General features: G+C 72.6%; 14 protein-coding genes and 1 tRNA gene. 7 read left to right on the forward strand and 8 right to left on the reverse strand.

Translation table 11 applies throughout. The features are described from left to right. From ACFE86_RS08625 to ACFE86_RS08635, 3 genes are all read left to right on the forward strand, one after another. A partial coding sequence (locus ACFE86_RS08625; RefSeq protein ID WP_375454918.1) for an alpha/beta hydrolase occupies window positions 1–534 on the forward strand: 534 nt, incomplete at its 5' end. Window positions 535–645: 111 nt separating this feature from the next. Further along, complete coding sequence (locus ACFE86_RS08630) at window positions 646–1971, forward strand: O-antigen ligase family protein (protein ID WP_375454919.1); 1326 nt, start codon at window positions 646–648, stop codon at window positions 1969–1971. Between the two features lie 268 nt (window positions 1972–2239). Beyond that, complete coding sequence (locus ACFE86_RS08635; protein ID WP_375454920.1) at window positions 2240–2500, forward strand: hypothetical protein; 261 nt, start codon at window positions 2240–2242, stop codon at window positions 2498–2500. An 11-nt stretch (window positions 2501–2511) separates the two neighbouring features. Here ACFE86_RS08635 and ACFE86_RS08640 read toward each other — a convergent pair whose 3' ends face one another. Together ACFE86_RS08640 and ACFE86_RS08645 are read right to left on the reverse strand one after the other, a co-directional pair. After that, window positions 2512–4254, reverse strand: coding sequence for a pyrroloquinoline quinone-dependent dehydrogenase (locus ACFE86_RS08640; RefSeq protein WP_375454942.1), 1743 nt, complete (start codon window positions 4252–4254; stop codon window positions 2512–2514). 459 nt (window positions 4255–4713) lie between these two features. After that, window positions 4714–6207, reverse strand: coding sequence for an AMP nucleosidase (locus ACFE86_RS08645; RefSeq protein ID WP_375454921.1), 1494 nt, complete (start codon window positions 6205–6207; stop codon window positions 4714–4716). A gap of 114 nt (window positions 6208–6321) precedes the next feature. On the opposite strand from ACFE86_RS08645, the gene tsaA reads away from it, so the two are divergent. Next, complete coding sequence (gene tsaA / locus ACFE86_RS08650) at window positions 6322–6840, forward strand: tRNA (N6-threonylcarbamoyladenosine(37)-N6)-methyltransferase TrmO (protein WP_375454922.1); 519 nt, start codon at window positions 6322–6324, stop codon at window positions 6838–6840. Between the two features lie 130 nt (window positions 6841–6970). Here the strand turns inward: tsaA and ACFE86_RS08655 are convergent, their stop codons facing one another. The 3 genes from ACFE86_RS08655 to ACFE86_RS08665 all read right to left on the reverse strand — a co-directional run bounded on the left by ACFE86_RS08655 (window position 6971) and on the right by ACFE86_RS08665 (window position 12326). Then, a complete protein-coding gene (locus ACFE86_RS08655; RefSeq protein ID WP_375454923.1) occupies window positions 6971–10027 on the reverse strand; it encodes an efflux RND transporter permease subunit in 3057 nt (1018 codons plus the stop codon). A 2-nt stretch (window positions 10028–10029) separates the two neighbouring features. Next, complete coding sequence (locus ACFE86_RS08660) at window positions 10030–11106, reverse strand: efflux RND transporter periplasmic adaptor subunit (protein ID WP_375454943.1); 1077 nt, start codon at window positions 11104–11106, stop codon at window positions 10030–10032. Window positions 11107–11210: 104 nt separating this feature from the next. Further along, window positions 11211–12326 carry an efflux RND transporter periplasmic adaptor subunit gene (locus tag ACFE86_RS08665; protein WP_375454924.1) on the reverse strand — a complete coding sequence of 372 codons (1116 nt, stop codon included), beginning with the start codon at window positions 12324–12326 and terminating at the stop codon, window positions 11211–11213. 74 nt (window positions 12327–12400) lie between these two features. On the opposite strand from ACFE86_RS08665, the gene ACFE86_RS08670 reads away from it, so the two are divergent. Next, window positions 12401–12964 carry a TetR/AcrR family transcriptional regulator gene (locus ACFE86_RS08670; RefSeq protein WP_375454925.1) on the forward strand — a complete coding sequence of 188 codons (564 nt, stop codon included), beginning with the start codon at window positions 12401–12403 and terminating at the stop codon, window positions 12962–12964. A gap of 156 nt (window positions 12965–13120) precedes the next feature. Here the strand turns inward: ACFE86_RS08670 and ACFE86_RS08675 are convergent, their stop codons facing one another. Both ACFE86_RS08675 and ACFE86_RS08680 read right to left on the reverse strand, forming a co-directional pair. After that, entirely contained in the window at window positions 13121–14026 is a 906-nt protein-coding gene (locus tag ACFE86_RS08675) for a histone deacetylase (protein WP_375454926.1), read from the reverse strand. Further along, window positions 14023–14934, reverse strand: coding sequence for an NAD(P)/FAD-dependent oxidoreductase (locus ACFE86_RS08680; RefSeq protein ID WP_375454927.1), 912 nt, complete (start codon window positions 14932–14934; stop codon window positions 14023–14025). Before ACFE86_RS08680 ends, ACFE86_RS08675 begins: the two co-directional genes overlap by 4 nt. A gap of 204 nt (window positions 14935–15138) precedes the next feature. Here ACFE86_RS08680 and ACFE86_RS08685 point away from each other — a divergent pair, with 204 nt between their 5' ends. Together ACFE86_RS08685 and ACFE86_RS08690 are read left to right on the forward strand one after the other, a co-directional pair. Then, window positions 15139–16305 (forward strand): ceramide glucosyltransferase, encoded by a 1167-nt coding sequence (locus ACFE86_RS08685; protein ID WP_375454928.1) that lies wholly within the window; start codon window positions 15139–15141, stop codon window positions 16303–16305. A gap of 186 nt (window positions 16306–16491) precedes the next feature. After that, on the forward strand, window positions 16492–17184 hold the full coding sequence (locus ACFE86_RS08690) for a type 1 glutamine amidotransferase (RefSeq protein ID WP_375454929.1): 693 nt from the start codon (window positions 16492–16494) through the stop codon (window positions 17182–17184). Between the two features lie 7 nt (window positions 17185–17191). Here the strand turns inward: ACFE86_RS08690 and ACFE86_RS08695 are convergent. After that, window positions 17192–17276, reverse strand: a tRNA-Leu gene (locus ACFE86_RS08695). Window positions 17277–17417: the final 141 nt, after the last annotated feature.

Consider the following 17417-nt stretch of genomic DNA (forward strand, 5'->3'; position numbering starts at 1 on the left):
GCCGTCGCCTGGGTGCGCGACAACATCGCGGCCTATGGCGGCGACCCGCGCCGCATCGTGCTCGCGGGGCACTCGGCCGGCGCCTACAACGCGGTGATGCTCGGCCTCGACACGCGCTACCTCGAAGCCGCCGGCGTCGATCCGAGAACGATCCGCGCCGTGGCCGGCCTGTCGGGCCCCTACGATTTCCTGCCCTTCGATCAGGACACCACGCGCAAGGTGTTCGGACAGGCGCCGGACAAGGCCGCGACCCAGCCCGTGACCTTCGCCGGCCCCGACGCGCCGCCGGCCTTCCTCGCCAGCGGCGCGGACGACACCATCGTGCGCCCGCGCAACACGAAGAGCCTCGCCGAGAGGCTGCGCGCCGCCCGCGTCCCGGTGCAGGAGCGGATCTATCCGGGCCTCGACCACGCCGACACGCTGCTCGCGCTTTCGGTGACCTTCCGCACCAAGGCTCCCGAACTCGCGGAGATGGCGGCCTTCCTCAAGGGCCAGACCACGAACCGGCGGCAGGCGACCATCGGCCGGCGCTGAGGGCCGGCCGTCAAGGTTACCGCCAGCGCGGCGCCCGGCCTCGATCAATGGCGGTGACCGCGGTGCCGGTTCCGGACTACGATGCGGCCGGATCAAGGATGGGACCGCCTCGTGTCATCGGCTTCAGGGCTCGCCTCGCGGATCGGACGGACGCGAGCCGCCGCCGCCGGCGCGCGTGACCTGCCGGACTGGATGCGCGTGCTCCTGAACGGCACGGTGCTCGTGGTCCTGTGGAACCATCTCTGGTTCCACGACCTCGCCAACCGGGCGCTGCTGCTGGCCTCCGAGGACGGCAGCGTGCTGACGCAGGCGACCTTCGTCGCGCTGGGCGCGGCGATGGCCGCGGCGCTCTGGCGCCTCGGCACGGAGCGCCTGCGCCCGCTGGCGACGTGGCCGCTCCTGCTCTGCGCCGGCTGGCTCGGCATAACGGTGCTGCTCTCGGTCGAGCCCGGCCTGTCGATCCGCCGCGCCGTGCTGATGGCGATCGCGGCGATGCTCGCGGCCGGCGTGCCGGTCGTCGCGCGCTCGCCGCGCCAGTTCGCCCTGACGCTCGGCGCCGGCGCGCTGGTGATCCTCGCGGCGTCCTACTGCGCCGTGGCGCTGGTGCCGAACCTCGCGGTGCACTCGGCCTTCGACGTGAACTCCGATCCGAGCCATCCCGGCCTGTGGCGCGGCATCTTCCCGCACAAGAACGAGGCCGGGGCGGCGATGGTGATCCTCGTGGTCGTCGGCCTCTACGTCGCGGCGGCGGGCAGCCGCCTGCTCGGCTGGACGGTCGTCCTGCTCGCGGCCGGCTTCCTCGTGGCCTCGGGCTCGAAGACCGCGCTGCTGGTGCTGCCGGTGCTCCTTGCCGTCACCGCCCTGTGCCGGGTGTTTCGGGGAAACCTCGGCAGGACGCTGCTCCTGCTCGGGCCCGTGGTCGCGTTCTCGGTGGTGTCGATCGGCTCGGTCCTCGTGCCGGCGATCCGGGAGCGGCTCGGCGCGGTGATGACCGACGCGACCTTCACCGGGCGCAACGAGATCTGGGAGTTCGCGATCGACAACATCTTCATCCGCCCGTTCCGCGGCTGGGGCTACGGCGCGTTCTGGATGACCGAGCGGACGATGTATGCCGGCTCGGAGCAATTGACCTGGGTCAACACCGCCAACCACGCCCACAACGCCTACCTAGACACCGCCCTGACGATGGGCTTTCCCGGCCTCGCCCTGACGCTCGTCGCCTTCATGCTGATGCCGCTGCGCGACCTTCAGGCGGTGGCCGGCAGGCGCGACCTCGACCCGGCGACGATGCTGTTCGTGCGGCTGTGGTTCCTCGGCCTGGTCTCGGCCTCGTTCGAGACCGTGCTGTACAACGGCAACAACGCCACCTGCTGCATGTTCATGATGGCGGTGTTCGGCCTGCGCCTGCGCACCCGCAACCGGCTGGCCAGGGGCTGACGCATACGGTGTCCCGCTGATCGGTTCGGGGACGTCGCGTCCCGCCATCCGCGCGTCCTTCCCTCCCCCCTCTGCGGGATAGGGTGGGCCGCGAGCTAAGTCGGGAGAGGGGAGCGCGTTGTCCGGATACGGCGCTCCCCTCTCCCGACCCTCGCGTCGGCCGAGGGCCACCCTCCCCCGCAGAGGGGGGAGGGTGGACGCAACCGAACCGATCAACCGAAAACCATGTCGGACGGATATCCGCGCCCGGCGCCCTAACTGAGGCGGGATGATCGATCTCCGGACCGTCGGCGACCTCCGCACCGCCCAGCGCATCACCGACGAGGAGGTCGAGGCCGCCGTCGACGCCTTCATGGCCGATCCGCTGCCGCCGATGTTCGTGTTCCGGCACGGCTACCGGCTGAACCTGCTCAAGGCGGTGCGCAACCACCCGGGCGCCCGGGTCTTCATGGAGCGGTCCGATGTCGGGCCGGCGCTCAAGCGCCCGTTCGTGCGGGCGGCCATCCTGCTGGCGCGGCCGAAGGGCTGAGCCGGTACCGGTCAGTCGGGCAGCGAGAACACCACGAGCGCGTCGCCGGTTCCGAACCCCGACCCCTTCGTGAAGGACGATCCGCCGGCGGCGACCGCCACGTACTGCCTGCCGCCGAGGCTGTAGGTGATCGCCGGGCCGCTGATCCCGGCCCCGCACTGGAAGCGCCACAGGATTTGGCCGGTGCCGGCATCGTGCGCGTCGAGGTGGCCGTCCTCCTCGCCGGAGAAGACGAGGCCGCCCGCCGTGGCAAGCGTCCCGCCTGCGAGCCGGCTCTCCGACTTCACCGACCACGCGATCGCCCCGCCTTTCGCGAGATCCACGGCGGTCAGCGTGCTGAAGCTCGGCTCACCCTTCGCCTCGCCGGTCTCGGTGTAGCGGATCGCGGGCCGGCCGGGGCCGCCGGGCACGGTCCTGACGGTGTAGGTCGTCGCCCCGTGCCGGACCTGCGCGTAGGCGAGCCCGCGCGCCCGGTCGTAGGCGGTCGGCGGCCAGGAGACCGCGCCAAGCGGCCCGGGGGCCACCACCGTGCCCTCGGCGCTGGGCGGCGCGAACAGGTTCTTCTGTGCGATCAGCGGGGCGGAGCGTTCCAGCAGCGTGCCTGTCGCGCGGTCGTGGACGTAGATCCAGCCGGTCTTGCTCGCCGAGGCCACGGCCTTCACCGGGCCGTCCGGCCCGGCACGGTCGAGCAGGAAGGGCGGGCTCGCCACGTCGTAGCCCCACTCGTCGTGCGGCACCTGCTGGTGGTACCAGCGCAGCAGCCCCGTCTTCGCGTCGAGCGCCACGAGGCTCATGGTGTAGAGGTTGTCGCCCGGCCGCGAGAGCCCGAAATTCTGCGGCGCCGGGTTGCCGGTGCCGACGTAGATCAGGCCGAGATCGGGGTCGAAGGCCGGCGTCATCCACAGCGAGCCGCCGCCGACCCGCCACGCCTCGCGGTTGGCGGGCGCCGCTGCCCGCTCGGCCGCGACGTCCCGGTGCAGGGGGAGCCCATCGGCGGTCGACTCCGAAAAATCGCCCTCCCAGCCGTCGGCCTTGGTCACGTACCAGCGCCATCGCTCCGCGCCGGTCCGCGCGTCGTAGGCGGCGAGCCAGCCGCGGCGGCCGTAGCCGCCCTCGATCCCGACCACCGCGCCGCCGTCGAGGCCGCCCTTCTCGTCCTCCACGTGGAGGCCGTAGCCGGCGCCGCTGACGCCGACGATGACGAGGCCGTCGGCGACGAGCGGCGGCATCTTGAAGCCGAGCCGGCTCGAACCCTGCACCGGCCTGCCGCCGAGCTGCGCCGCGAGCCCGGAGGCGGTCTCCGACTCGCCGTCCTCCGGCCGCACCGCCTCGTGGTCCCAGACCACCGCGCCGGACTTGGCGTCCAGGGCGATGACGCGTCCGTCCATGGTCGCCTGGAACACGCGGCCGCCGGACACCGCGACGCCGCGGTTCGAGGGCGGCCCGAAGATCGTCCCGGTGCGCGCCTTGTGCGTGTAGGTCCACACGACCTTGCCGGACTTCGCGTCCAAGGCGGCGACGTTGTTCTGCGTGGTCGAGAGGTAGAGCGTGCCCTCGACCATCACCGGCTGGGCCTGGAAGTAGCCGGTGATCCCGGTCTGGAACATCCAGGCCGGCCGCAGGCGCGCGACGTTGGTCCGGTCGATCGTCGACAGCTCCGAGAAGTTGCGATTGGAATGGTCGTGCCCGAACATCGGCCATTCGCCCGCGGGCTCGGCCGCGTCCGTCGGCGTCGCGAGGACGAGGATCGACAGGAGCGCGAAGGCGGCCCTCGGTTCGACGATGTGCGGCACGGCGGCGTCCCCTCCTGCGGCTCGGCTCTGTCGGGCCCTTGCACCGCGGTTAAGGCATGGCGCCGCGCGTGTCGAACCCGCGCAGGTCCGAACGCGGCGGACGCCTTGCGGCGCCTGGAGCCGCGGCGAAGCAGGCTTTATGTCGCCCCATCGTGTTCGAGCGCGAACCGTGGGACACGCCGCGCAATGACGCTCAGGACGACCGCCGGCCCAAGGGGCGGATGCAGTCATCCGGTAGCGAATCGAGGTCGCGATGCGTTCTCCCGAACCGGATCGGCCGCCTCCGGGCGACCCGCTGCCCGCCAGCGGCGGCGCGGGAGCCGCTCGCGGCGGCGGGCGCGCGGGCGGCGCGACCATCATGCAGCCATACCACCACCCGGACGCGGGAAGGCCGTCCGTGGGAACCCTGAGTCGCCCGGCTCACCGGAACGGCGGCTCGTCGAAGCTCCTGAGCTTGCGCGAGTGCAGCCCGTGCCGGTCGGCGCGCAGGATGTCGAGCGCCGCCAAGCCGATCAGCAGGTGCTCGGCCACCGCCCGGGCGTAGAAGGCGTCGGCGGCGCCCGGCAGCTTGATCTCGCCGTGCAGCGGCTTGTCGGAGACGCAGAGCAGGGTGCCGTAGGGGACGCGCAGGCGGTAGCCCTGCGCCGCGATCGTCCCGCTCTCCATGTCGACGCCGATGGCGCGGGACAGGTTGATCCGCCGGCGCTCCTGGCTGAAGCGCAGCTCCCAGTTGCGGTCGTCGTAGGTGACGACCGTGCCGGTGCGCAGGCGCCGCTTCAGGGCGTCCGCCTGCTCCCCCGTCACCTGGGCGGCGGCGGCCTGGAGGGCGAGCTGCACCTCGGCCAGCGCCGGCACGGGCACGTCCGGCGGGACGAGTTCGTCGAGGATGCGGTCGCGGCGCATGTAGCCGTGGGCCAGCACGTAGTCGCCGATGGTCTGCGACTGGCGCAGGCCTCCGCAGTGGCCGACCATCAGCCAGCAGTGCGGGCGCAGCACGGCCAGATGGTCGGTGATCGTCTTGGCGTTGGACGGGCCGACGCCGATGTTGACCAGCGTCGTGCCCTGCGCGGTGCCGTCCGGTCCTTCCGCCACGAGGTGGTAGGCCGGCATCTGGAAGCGGTGCCAGGGCGAGGCGGCGATCAGCGCGGCGGGGTCGGCCGAGGCCGCCTCGGCGCGCGACACCGCGATGCCCCCGGGCATGACCAGCCTCGAGAAACCGTCCGCGCCGGAGGCGAGCCGCTCCAGGCCGTGGCGGACGAACTGGTCGACGTAGCGATGATAGTTGGTCAACAGAATCCAGGGCTGGACCTCGCGCCAGTCGCAGCCGGTGTAGTGGACGAGGCGGCGCAGGGAATAATCGACCCGCACCGCGTCGAACAGGGCGAGCGGGCGCGGCTCGTCGGCCCGCTGCCGCCACAGCCCGTCGGCGATCTCGTCGCCGACCAGCGAGAGCAGCGGCACGGGAAACCACGTGGCGAGTTCGGCTGCGCTCACCCGCCCGCCGCCGAGGTCGGCCCCCGGCTCCAGCACGTAGGGGTAGGGGATCTCCTGCGCGCTCAGGCCGACCTCCAGCCCGACACCGTAATCGGCGACCAGGGGCGCGAGCTGCGCGACGAGGTAGTCGCGGAAGTCGGCCGGATGCGTGACGGTCGTGGCGTAGGTGCCCGGCGCCTGCATCTTGGCGGTCGCCCGGCTGATCCGCGGCACCGGGCCGACCGGCCGGTAGGTGACGCGCAACTCGGGATAGCGGAACTGCAGCCGCTCGGCGGCGTCCGGCGGCGGCCCGCCGTCGAGGGTGCGGGTCAGCGCGTCGCGCAACGCCCGCGTCGCGCCGGCATGCAGCGCGACGAGCCGATCGACCGCGGTGGCGACGTCGGCCACCGCCTCCATCGGACGCAGTTCGTCCTCGATCACGCTTGAGCCCCTCCACGGTCGCGGCCAGCCTCTACACCCCTGCGGCCCGCCGCGCGACCCGGCACGGGCTTGCGCGCGGGGCCGGCTTGGCCGAAAGCCGGCGGAGGGGCCGGGATGGATGGAGCGGACGTGGAAGCCGGGAACGATTTCGGGCGCCGGCCCGGGGAGGAGGCCGTGGCCCTGCCCGGCCGGCCCGATGCCGGCGTGCACTTCATCGGCCGCATCCGGACGCCGTGGTCCCTGCGCGGCGACTGCCCGAAGAACGGGCTCCAGACCGATGCGGTCTGCATCGTGCACGTCGATCCGCTCTACGCCGCGGGCCTGAAGGACGTCGAGGGCGCGAGCCACCTGATCCTGCTCTACTGGATGGACCGGGCCGAGCGCGGCCTGCTGGTCCAGCGCCCGCGCCACGCCGACGGCGGACGCGGCACGTTCTCGCTGCGCTCGCCGGCACGTCCGAACCCGATCGCGCTCTCCGTGGTCGAACTCCTGTCGCGCGACGGCCCGAGCCTGCACGTGCGCGGTCTCGACTGCCTCGACGGCACGCCGCTCCTCGACATCAAGCCCTATTACGCCACCACGGATTCCCGGCCGGACGCCACGGTCGACCGCTCCGGGCTCTCGCGCACCTGATCCGCGCGGCGGCGATGCCCGATCCGCGCGCGTCATACGGCCGCCTCCGGTCGACCGGTGCCTGCCGCGTGACCGCGCCGGCCTTCGACGCATCCGATCGAGCCCTGTTCGGGATCGGCGCGATGCCGGTTCAAGCCGCGGCGCGCTCCCGCGCCGGCGGGCGGATACGATACCACCCCACGTAGAGCGCCGGCAGGAAGAACAGCGTCAGGAAGGTGGCCGAAACGATGCCGCCGATCATCGCGTAGGCCATCGGGCCCCAAAACACCTCCCGCGCGATCGGGACCAGGCCGAAGCTCGCCGCCGCCGCCGTGAGCAGGATCGGCCGCATGCGGTGGCGCGTCGCCTCGACGACCGCGTCCCAGGGCCCGAGCCCGTCCGCCTCGCACGCCTCGATCTGGCTCACCAGGATCACCGCGTTGCGGATGATGATGCCGATGAGCGCGAGGATGCCGAGGATCGCGACGAACCCCATCGGCTTGCCCGAAGGCAGCAGCGCGGCCACCACGCCGATCAATCCGAGCGGGGCGACGCTCGACACCAGGAACAGCTTCTGGACGCTCTGGAGCTGGATCATCAGGAACACGGCCATGGTCAGCAGCATCACCGGCACCACCGCGGCGATCGGCCCCTGGCCCTTGGCCGCCTCCTCGACCGCGCCGCCGGTGGCGAGCGCGTAGCCGTCCGGCAGGGCGGCGGCGAAGGCGGCGACGTCGGATGCCAGGGCGGCGACGATCGTCGGCGGCTGCGTCGCGTCGATGATCGGCGCCCGCACGGTCAGCGTCGCGGTCCGGTCGCGGCGCCAGACGATCGGCTGCTCCAGGTCGTAGTCGATCCGGGCGAAGGCCAGCAGCGGCACGACCGCGCCGTTGGCGAGCGTCACCTGGAGGCTCTGGAGGGTGTCGAGCGAGGTCCGCTCCGCGGCCTGCGCCCGGCCGACCACGTTGACGAGGTAGATCGCGTCCCGCACCTGGGTGATCGAGGCGCCGCCGACGACGCCGTTGAGGAGGCCGGCGATGTCCTGGCTGGTCACGCCGAGCTGGCGTGCCTTGTCCTGGAGGATCTCGACCCGCAGCACCTTGCCGGGCTCGTTCCAGTCGAAGGTCGGCACGCCGACATGCGGGTTCCTGGCCACGATCCCGGCAAGTGCCAGCGCCCGCTCGCGCACGGTCTGGAGGTCCGGGCCGCCGAGGCGGTACTGGATCGGCCGCCCGACCGGGGGACCGAGGGAGAGCGGGTTCACGAACACGTCGGTGCCGACGAAGTCGCGCTTGGCCCGCGCTTCCAGCTTCGGGAAGACCCGGTCGCGCGCGTCGAGCGAGCGCGTGACGATCACCACCTGCCCGAAGAAGCTGTTGGCGAGCTGCTGGTCCAGCGGCAGGTAGAAGCGCACCGCGCCCTGGCCAACGTAGGACGACCAGCGATCGATGTCGGGATCACCCCTCAACGTGGCCTCGAAGCGGTCCATCTGCGCCTGGGTCTCGGCGATGGTGGCGTTCTGCGGCAGGGTGAAGTCGACGAGGATCTCGGTGCGGTCGGAGGCCGGGAAGAACTGCTGCTGCACGAAGGTCAAGCCGTAGACCGACAGGCCGAGCAGGGCGACGCACAGTCCCACCGTGACCCAGCGCAAGCGCATCGCGAGCACGAGGGTGCGCAGGAACAGGCGCCCCATCCGGCTTGGTTCGTGGCCGTGCGTCTTCATGGTCGCCGGCAGCAGCGTCACGCCGATCAGCGGCGCGAACAGCACCGCCACCACCCAGGAAACCAGGAGGGCGGCCGCGATCACCACGAACAGCGAGTAGGTGTATTCGCCCGCCGACGAGCCGTTGAAGCCGATCGGCAGGAAGCCGGCCACCGTCACCAGCGTGCCGGTCAGCATCGGGAAGGCGGTCGAGGTGTAGGCGAAGGTCGCCGCCTTCTTCAGCGAATCGCCGAGTTCGAGGCGCGCGACCATCATCTCGACGGTGATCATCGCGTCGTCGACGAGCAGCCCGAGCGCGATGATGAGGGCGCCGAGCGAGATGCGCTGAAGGGTCACGCCCATCACCTGCATCACCACGAACACGATGGCGAGCACCAGCGGGATCGCGATCGAGACCACGAGCCCGGCGCGGATGCCGAGGCTGATGAAGCTGACCGCGAGCACGATCACCACGGCCTCCACGAGCGCCTGGGTGAAGCCGCCGACCGCCTCCTCGACGATCCGCGGCTGGTCCGAGACGAGGTGGATGCCGACACCGAGCGGGAGCTTGGCCTCGATCAGGCGCATGCGCGCCTTCAGGTCCTCGCCGAAATGCAGCAGGTTGGCGTTCGGCCGCATGGCGATGGCGAGCCCGATCGCGGGCTGTCCCTCGACGCGGAACAGGGCGGCCGGCGGGTCCTCGTAGCCGCGGCTGATCTCGGCGACGTCCGAGAGGCGGAAGAAGCGGTCGTTGACGCGCAGGTTGATCGTCTCCAGCGAGGTCTCGGAGGAGAACGGCCCGCTCACCCGCACCGAGACCCGCTCCGGCCCGGCCTGGACGACGCCGGACGGCGAGATCGCGTTCTGGCTCTGGAGCGTCCGGATCAGCGACTGCGTGTCGATGCCGTAGCCGGCGAGCTTGCGGGTCGAGAAGTCGAGGAAGATCGTCTCCTTCTGCGTGCCGAGCAGGAGCGTCTTGCCGATGTTGGGCACCTTCAGGATCTCGGCGCGCACGCCCTCGACGTAGTCGCGCAACTGGCGGTGGCTCAGGCCGTCGGCGGTGAAGCCGTAGACGTTGCCGTAGACGTCGCCGAACTCGTCGTTGAAGAACGGCCCCTGCATCCCCTGGGGGAAGCTGCCCAGGATGTCGCCGAGGCGCTTGCGCACCTGGTAGAACGACGGCTGGATCTCGGACGGCTTCGTGGTGTCGCGCAACTGCACGAACACCGTCGCCTGCCCCGGCGTGGTGTAGCTGCGGACGTAGTCGAGCGTGGCGACCTGCTGGAGCTCCTTCTCGATCCGGTCGGTGACCTGCTCCAGGGTGTCGCCGATGGTGGCGCCCGGCCACGTCGCCTGCACCACCATGGTCTTGATCGCGAAAGGCGGGTCCTCCTCGCGGCCGAGCCCGCGATAGGCCAGCGCGCCGGCAACCAGGCAGATCGCCATCAGGAACCACACGAACGAGCGGTGCGAGAGCGCCCATTCCGATGCGTTGAAGCGGTTCACGGTCAGGGCCCCTGCGTGCCGGGAACGGCGACCGGCGCGTCGGCGAGGCGGACCGTCTGGCCCTCGGCGAGCGCGTGGACGCCTGCGACCACGACCCGGTCCCCGGGGCTGAGCCCGCTTCTCAGGCCGACATACGCGCCCCTGCGCTCGGCGATCTCGACCGGACGGCGCGTCACGGCATCGCCGGCCGCGTTGACGATCCAGACCGCGTCCTGCCCGTCGGCGCTCAGGATGGCGGTGTCCGGCAGGACGAAGTGCGGCGCGATCCTCTGCGCGAGCGACACGGTGATCGTCGCGCCGAGGCGGAAGGCGGGGGGCGGGTTGTCCAGCGACATGCGGATGCGCCGGGTGCGCGTGCTCGCATCGGCGAAGGGCGCGACCTCGCGCACGGTGCCCGCGGCGGTGATCGCGGGCGCGCTCTGGAGGGCGACGGTGAAGCGGCCGTCCTTCGGCATGGCGCCGACGAGGTCGTCGGGGATGTCGACCACCGCCTCGCGCACCTCGGGCCGCGCCACGGTGATCACCGTCTGGCCGGCGGCGAGGTCCTGGCCGACCTCGGCGCTGCGCTGGGTGACGACGCCGTCGAAGTCGGCGCGCAGTTCCGTGTAGCCGATCTGGTCGCGGGCCTTCTCCAGGCTCGCCTGCGCCTGGGCGAGGCGGGCCTGGGCTGTGTCGCGGCTGGCCACCGTGCCGTCGAGCTGGGCCTGGGTGACGTTGCCGCCCTCCATCAGGCGGCGGGTGCGGGCCTCGGTGGCGGCCGCGTTCTCGGCCTGGGCGCGGGCGTCCGTCACGTCCGCCTCGGCTCGCGTCAGCGCGAAGCGCGGCACCACCGTGTCGAGGGCGGCGAGCCGCTGCCCCGTCTTCACGATGTCGCCGACCGTGACGTCCCGGGCGACGACCCGCCCGCCGATCTGGAACCCGAGCTGCGACTGGTAGCGCGGCTCGACGGTGCCGGCGAAGGGCCCGAACCGCACCGACTCGATCGGCTTGGCGACTGCGTAGAGCACCGGCCGGACGGGGGGCGCCTTCGCCTCCTCAGCTGGCTTGCAGGCTCCGAGAGCAAGGACCGCCCCCACGATCGAGGCAGCCGCGCGGCATCGCCCTCCCTCCCCCGCCGAGCGGGGAGGGAGGGCGACGTGCCCGGCGCGGAGCCCGGCCGCGCGCGGCAAGCCCGCGGGACGCGTCACTTCGCGGCTCCCGCGGCCACCTGCTCGGCTACCGTGACGCCCTGCCCGGGGCGCAGGAACTGGATGCCGGCGACCACCACCTCCTCGCCCGCCGCGACGCCGGCCGACAGCGCGATGCTGTCGGGGCCGTAGCGGTCGATCGTCACCACGCGGGGCGCGACGGTACCGTTGGCGGGGTCGCGGACCCACACCGCGGGTCTGCGGTCCCAGCGGTAGAGCGCCGACCAGGGCAGCACCACCGCCGCGTGCGGCCGGAACCGGCCACGGCCGATCACCACGGCGCCCAGCGTCATCGCGGGCGGCGTGTCCCTCAGCTCGATCTTCACCCGCACCGTGCCGGATGCCGGATCGACGCTCGGCGCGATCTCGCGCACGGTGCCGACGGCCGCGACCCTCGGGTCGCCCTGGAGCGTCACGTCGACGGTCCTGGATTCCGGCGGGCTCGCGAGCAGCGCCTCGTAGACGTTGAATACCGCGTCGCGCGGCCCGTCCTGGGCCAGGTTCAGGACCGACTGGCCGGCCTGCACCACCTGGCCCGTCTCGAGCGAGCGGCTCAGCACCACCCCGGCGACGCCCGATCTCAGCTCGGTGTAGGAGAGCTGCTCCTGCGCGGTGCCGAGCGCGGCCTTGGCCGAATCCACCGCCGCCTGGGTCGTGCGCAACTGCTGCTCGGCGTTGTCGAAGGAGGGCCGCGTGGTGTAGCCGCTCGCCATCAGCGCGTCCTGCCGCCTGAAGCCGAGCTTGGCCTGGGTCGACAGCGCCTCGGCCGAGGCGAGCGCGGCCTGCGCGTTGGCGAGGTTCGCCCGCTGCTCCCGCGGATCGAGCCTGGCCAGCACTTGGTCGGCCGCGACGTGGTCGCCGACCTCGACCAGCCGCGCCGCGACCTTGCCGGCCGTGCGGAACGAGACGCTGGTCTGAGCCTGGGCCTGGACGTCGCCGGTGAAGACGACGTCGGCGGCGATCGTGCTGGTGGTCGCGACGACCGTGCGGACCAGGGACTGCGTCATCGGCGGCGCGTCGTCGGCGCGGGCCGGGCTGGTCGCCGGCGCCAGGAGGAGCGCGGCCGCAGTGATCGTCCAAACACGTCCGGGCACGGCGGTCGCTCCCTGCATTCGGTCTATCGCGGCGCAGGCATATCCGCTATCTTACCGACCGTCCAGACGGTATTGTGGAGAGATAGCGACGCATGGCCAAGCCGCGGAGCCGGCGGCGGGATCGCGCCGAGGTGATCCTCGATGCCGCAGAAAGCCTGCTTCGGCGCTCCGGCAACCGAACGCTGACCATCGAGGCCGTCGCGTCGGAGGCCGGCCTGAGCAAGGGCGGGGTTCTGCATCATTACGGCTCGAAGGACGCGCTGGTGACCGCGCTCGCCGCACGCAAGGTCGCGCGGATCGGTGCCGGAATCGCCGCCGCCCTCGAGGCTGCGCCGAACGGTCCGGCGGCGTTCCCCCTCGCGGTGATCGCGCATGCCCGCAAGCTCTACGCGGAGGAATGCGGGTTTCCGGATGCGCTGCTGATCGCGTCGGCCGACAATGCCGAGGCGGCCGCAGCCGTCTCCGCCTTTCTTGCCGATCAACTGGCGTTGATGGGCGCGCTGGAGGGCAGGCCCGGCAAGGGTGCGGCGCTCACCCTGGCGATCCTCGGCCTGATGCTCAGCCGGTCGCTCGACTTCCACCGGCTCGACGGGGCGGAGTTGGACCGGCTGTTCGAGGCACTGGAGGCGCAGGCCCACGCCCTGGCCGACGATTAGAGCGCATTCCGACGAAGCGGATGCCGGTTCGTCGCGAAAGGGCGCGTCGAAACAACGAGCCGGAGCCGCGACCCGACGTGGTCGGGAGCAGCTCTAAATTACTAATTTTACTCGCATTCTCACGACGAACCTGTGTTCGCTTCGTCGGATTGCGCTCTAGCCGAGCGCGTTCGCGGCCAGCGCCTGGAAGACCAGGGCATGCCGGGCGGCGAGCGCCTCGACGTCGTGGGCGTAGCCGCCGCCGATCACCGCGACGAGCGGGATGTTGCGGGCGCGGGCCTGCCCCACGACGAAGCGGTCGCGCGCGTAGAGGCCCTCGTCGGTGAGCGCGAGCCGCCCGAGGCGGTCGTCGCGGTGGGGGTCGACGCCCGCGTTGTAGAACACGAGGTCGGGCGCCAGCGCGTCGAGCAGCGGGGGAAGGCGCGCTTCGAGCAGGTCGAGATAGGCCGCGTCGTCGAGCCCGTCGGGCAGGCCGATATCGAGGTCGCCGGCGATCTTGTGCGTCGGATAGTTCTTCTCGCCGTGGATCGAGAAGGTGAACAGGTCGGGCGAGCGCGAAAGGCAGTCGGCGGTGCCGTCGCCCTGGTGCACGTCGCAATCGACGACCAGGGCGCGGGCGATCGCACCCTCCGCCTGGAGCGCGCGGGCGGCGACCGCGACGTCGTTGAACACGCAGAACCCCGCGCCCTGCCCGCGCCGCGCATGGTGGCTTCCGCCGGCCGCGCTTCCGGCGAGGCCGTGGGCGAGCGCGAGCCGCGCGGCGAGCAGCGTGCCGCCGACCGAGGCGCACGAGCGGCGCACCACGCTCGCGTCCACCGGCAGTCCGATCGCCCGCTCGATCGCCCGCGGCACCGCCAGGCTCAGCACCGCATCGACGTAGGCGGGGTCGTGGGCGAAGTGCAGGAGCGCGGCCGATGCCGGCTCCGGCGTCGTAAAGCCCCGCGGGACGAGGCCGCGCTCGACCAGAACCTCGGCGAGCCGGCCGTATTTCCGCATCGGGAAGCGGTGACCCGCGGGCAGGCTCGCCTCGTAGGCCGGATGGAACACCGTCGGCGGGATCACCGGGCAGCCTTCAGGTTGGCGACGATCCGGCCAGCGAGCGCCCGGCCGCTGTCGAACGCCGCCTCGATCCGCGGGCCGAGGCACCAGTCGCCGGCGGCGCCGAGCCTCTGCCCGGGATCGTAGAGGCAGGCCTCGCCCAGCGCGGTCTCGACCATGGCGTAGCGCCAGCGGTGGGCGGCGGCGTAGGCCGGGCGCAGGGTTCGCCCGAGGACCTTGCCGAGCTCGGCGATCAGCGCGTCGCGCACCGCCGCGCGGGGCTCTTCGAGATGCGCCCGCGACCAGGCCGGGGAGGCGTGCGCGACGAGGCGGTGCCCGGCGTCCCGGCCCGGCTTCGAGGCTTCGCGCGAGACGAGGGCGATCGGCCCGTCCGCGAGGGCGAGCCGATCGTCGCGGAAGCCCGGCTCCGCGTCGAGGGCGAGCATCAGCGACCAGCACGGCGCGTAGGCCGCCCGCTCCGGCCCGGGCAGCAGCAGTCCGCTCGCCGCCGTCAGCGCCGCCACCTGAGGCGCCGGAAAGGTCACCGCGACCGCCGCGAACGGCCCGGTCGCGGTGCCCTCGGCATCCGTCAGCGTCCAGCCGGCCGCGTCGCGGGCGAGCCGCGTGATCGTGGTCTCAAGCGCGACAGGCAGCCCGTCGAGGAGGTCGCGGACCGGCGCGGTCATGCCCGGCACGCCGACGAAGCGGCTCTCGCCCCCCCAGGGCGCGGCGACGCCGCGCGCGACCCAGGCGTCGCGCCGGGCTCGGAGCCCATCGCCCCTGGCGCGGAGGAACTGCGCGCCGTGATCGAAGCGCAGGCCGGATTCGGTGCGACGCGTCGCCATGCGGCCGCCGACGCCGCGGCCCTTGTCGAAGACCCGGACCGCGTGTCCGGCCTCGACGAGGCTACGCGCCGTCGCAGCGCCCGCCATGCCGGCCCCGAGAACCGCGACGGTCCCGCCTGCGCCCAAAGCCGTACCCCTCCGATCACCGCACCCGCCCGTCATACGGCTGAAACGCCGGGGCTGTTAGGGGCAGGCTGCTGGCGCGGCGGCACGCCGCGGCGCATCCCGGCCCTGGCGGTCTTCGCGGCGATGCAGCCGCGCGGAAGGCGGATCTCACATGAGCGTTTCCCGATGATCCCGCGGCCGGACGGCACGACGCTCGGCCTCGTGCCCTGCGCGCTCCTGGCGCTCGTTCATCTTGCGAGCGTGGTCTTGGCCGCCCGCCGCATCGGCCGCTCGGCGGGCGCCTCGACGTTTCCCGCCGGCGCGCCGGTCTCGCTGGTCCGCCCGCTCTGCGGCCTGGAGACGTTCAGCGCGGAGACGCTCGCCCGCGGTTTCCGCCTCGACTACCCGGTCTACGAGATCGTGTTCTGCGTGGCCGACGCCGCCGACCCCGTGCTGCCGCTCGTCCGGCGGCTGATCGCGGCGCATCCGCTGGTCCCGGCGCACATCCTCGTCGGCGACGAGCGGGTCAGCGACAACCCGAAGCTGAACAACTGCGTGCGCGGTTGGGAGGCGGCGCGGCACGACTGGATCGTGCTGGCCGATTCGAACGTCCTGATGCCGCCGGACTACCTCCAGCGGATGCAGGCGGCGTGGCGCGGCGACACCGGCCTGGTCTGTTCGACGCCGGTCGGCGCCCGGCCGGACGGGTTCTGGGCCGAGGTCGAATGCGCCTTCCTCAACACCCTCCAGGCCCGCTGGCAATATGCCGGCGCGGCGTTGGGCCTCGGCTTCGCGCAGGGCAAGAGCATGCTCTGGCATCGTCCGTTCCTGGAGGCGCGGGGCGGCATCCGGGCGCTTGCCGCCGAGATCGCGGAGGATGCCGCCGCGACGAAGCTGGTGCGGGCGGCGGGGCGCCACGTCCACCTCGTCGCCGTCCCGTTCGCGCAGCCGCTCGGGCGCCGCGATGCGCGGGAGGTCTGGGCACGCCAGCTCCGCTGGGCGCGCCTGCGCCGGGTGACGTTCCCGTCGTTCTTCGCCCCCGAGATCGCGAGCGGCACCCTGCTGCCGTTCCTGCTCGCCGGCCTTCTCGCGGGAACCTGGACGGCGGCGGCCGGCCTCGCCGCGCTCGCCGTCCTCGGCTACGCGGCGGAGTACCGGATGGCCGCGCGGGCGGGCTGGCACCGCTCGCCCCGCCTCGTCCTCGCCTTCCTGATGCGCGACATGCTGATCCCGCTCGTGTGGTGCGCCGCCTGGACACGCCGGGCGATCGTCTGGCGCGGCAACACCATGGATATCCGGCGGAAGGCGACGGCGAAGCGGGAGCGGCCGAGCCCGCTGGCGCGCCCCGCCTGACGCGGAGGTCGCGGGCCGGCCGGGTTGCGCACCGCCGCGGCAACGGCGATGGCTGTCGCTCAGGGCCGTGCCCGACCACGTCGGGTCGGGCACGGCCCTGCGTTGTTGTTTTGGCGTGCTTGCCTGCGACGAACCGGTGTCCACTTCGTCGGGAAGCACTCTGGTCATCGGCATCGGAGCAGACACGTGCGCATCGCGATCCTCGAAGCGGGCAGCCCACCGGAGCGGCTTGCCGGCTTCCCGTCCTACGGCGCCATGACCGCCCGCCTCCTCGGCCCGGCGCATGCCTGCACGATCCTCGACGTGCGCGCCGGGCGCCTTCCCGACCGCCCGGACGCGTTCGAGGCCTACGCGATCACAGGCTCGGCCGCGGGCGTCTACGATCCGCTGCCCTGGATCGCGCCGCTGGTCGCGTTCGTGCGTGCCGTGCCGCCGGACCGGCCGCTCGTCGGCATCTGCTTCGGCCATCAGATCATGGCCGAGGCGTTCGGCGGCCGTGCCGAGCGTTCGGCGAAGGGACGTGCGCTCGGCCTGCACGCCTACGCGGTGCGGGAGCGGGCCCCGTTCATGGACGACGCGGCGCAAATCGCCGTGGCGGCGTTCCATCAGGATCAGGTCGTGGCGCTGCCGCCCGCGGCCCGCATCCTCGCGGCCAGCGCCTTCACGCCCCACGCGATGCTCGCCTACGCGGACCGGGCGGCGGTCTCGGTGCAGTTCCACCCCGAATTCGAGCCGGCCTACACCCGCGCCCTGATCGCCGGACACGCCGACGCGCGCGCCGACCCGGAGCGAGCGGACGCGGCCCTGGCCTCCCTCGACGCACCGGACGACCGCGTCCGGGTCGGCGGCTGGATTCGGAGGTTCCTGGAGGCGGGGTGAAGCGTTCTGGTGCGGGTAGAGGGAATCGAACCCCCACGCCTTGCGGCTGGCGATTTTGAGTCGCCCGCGTCTACCAATTCCGCCATACCCGCAGCGGCCGCCTCTTCGCACAGGTTCGGCGTTCGGGCCAAGCCCCCTTCCCGCTCAAGCCCCATTCCCGCTCAAGCCTCCTCCACGCCGTTCCCCGCGCAGGCTCGCCGCGCTGGCACCGGGCGGGCGGCTATGCTCAAAGG

Origin of the sequence: uncultured Methylobacterium sp. (assembly GCF_964244095.1) — a bacterium.
Classification (GTDB): Bacteria; Pseudomonadota; Alphaproteobacteria; order Rhizobiales; family Beijerinckiaceae; genus Methylobacterium.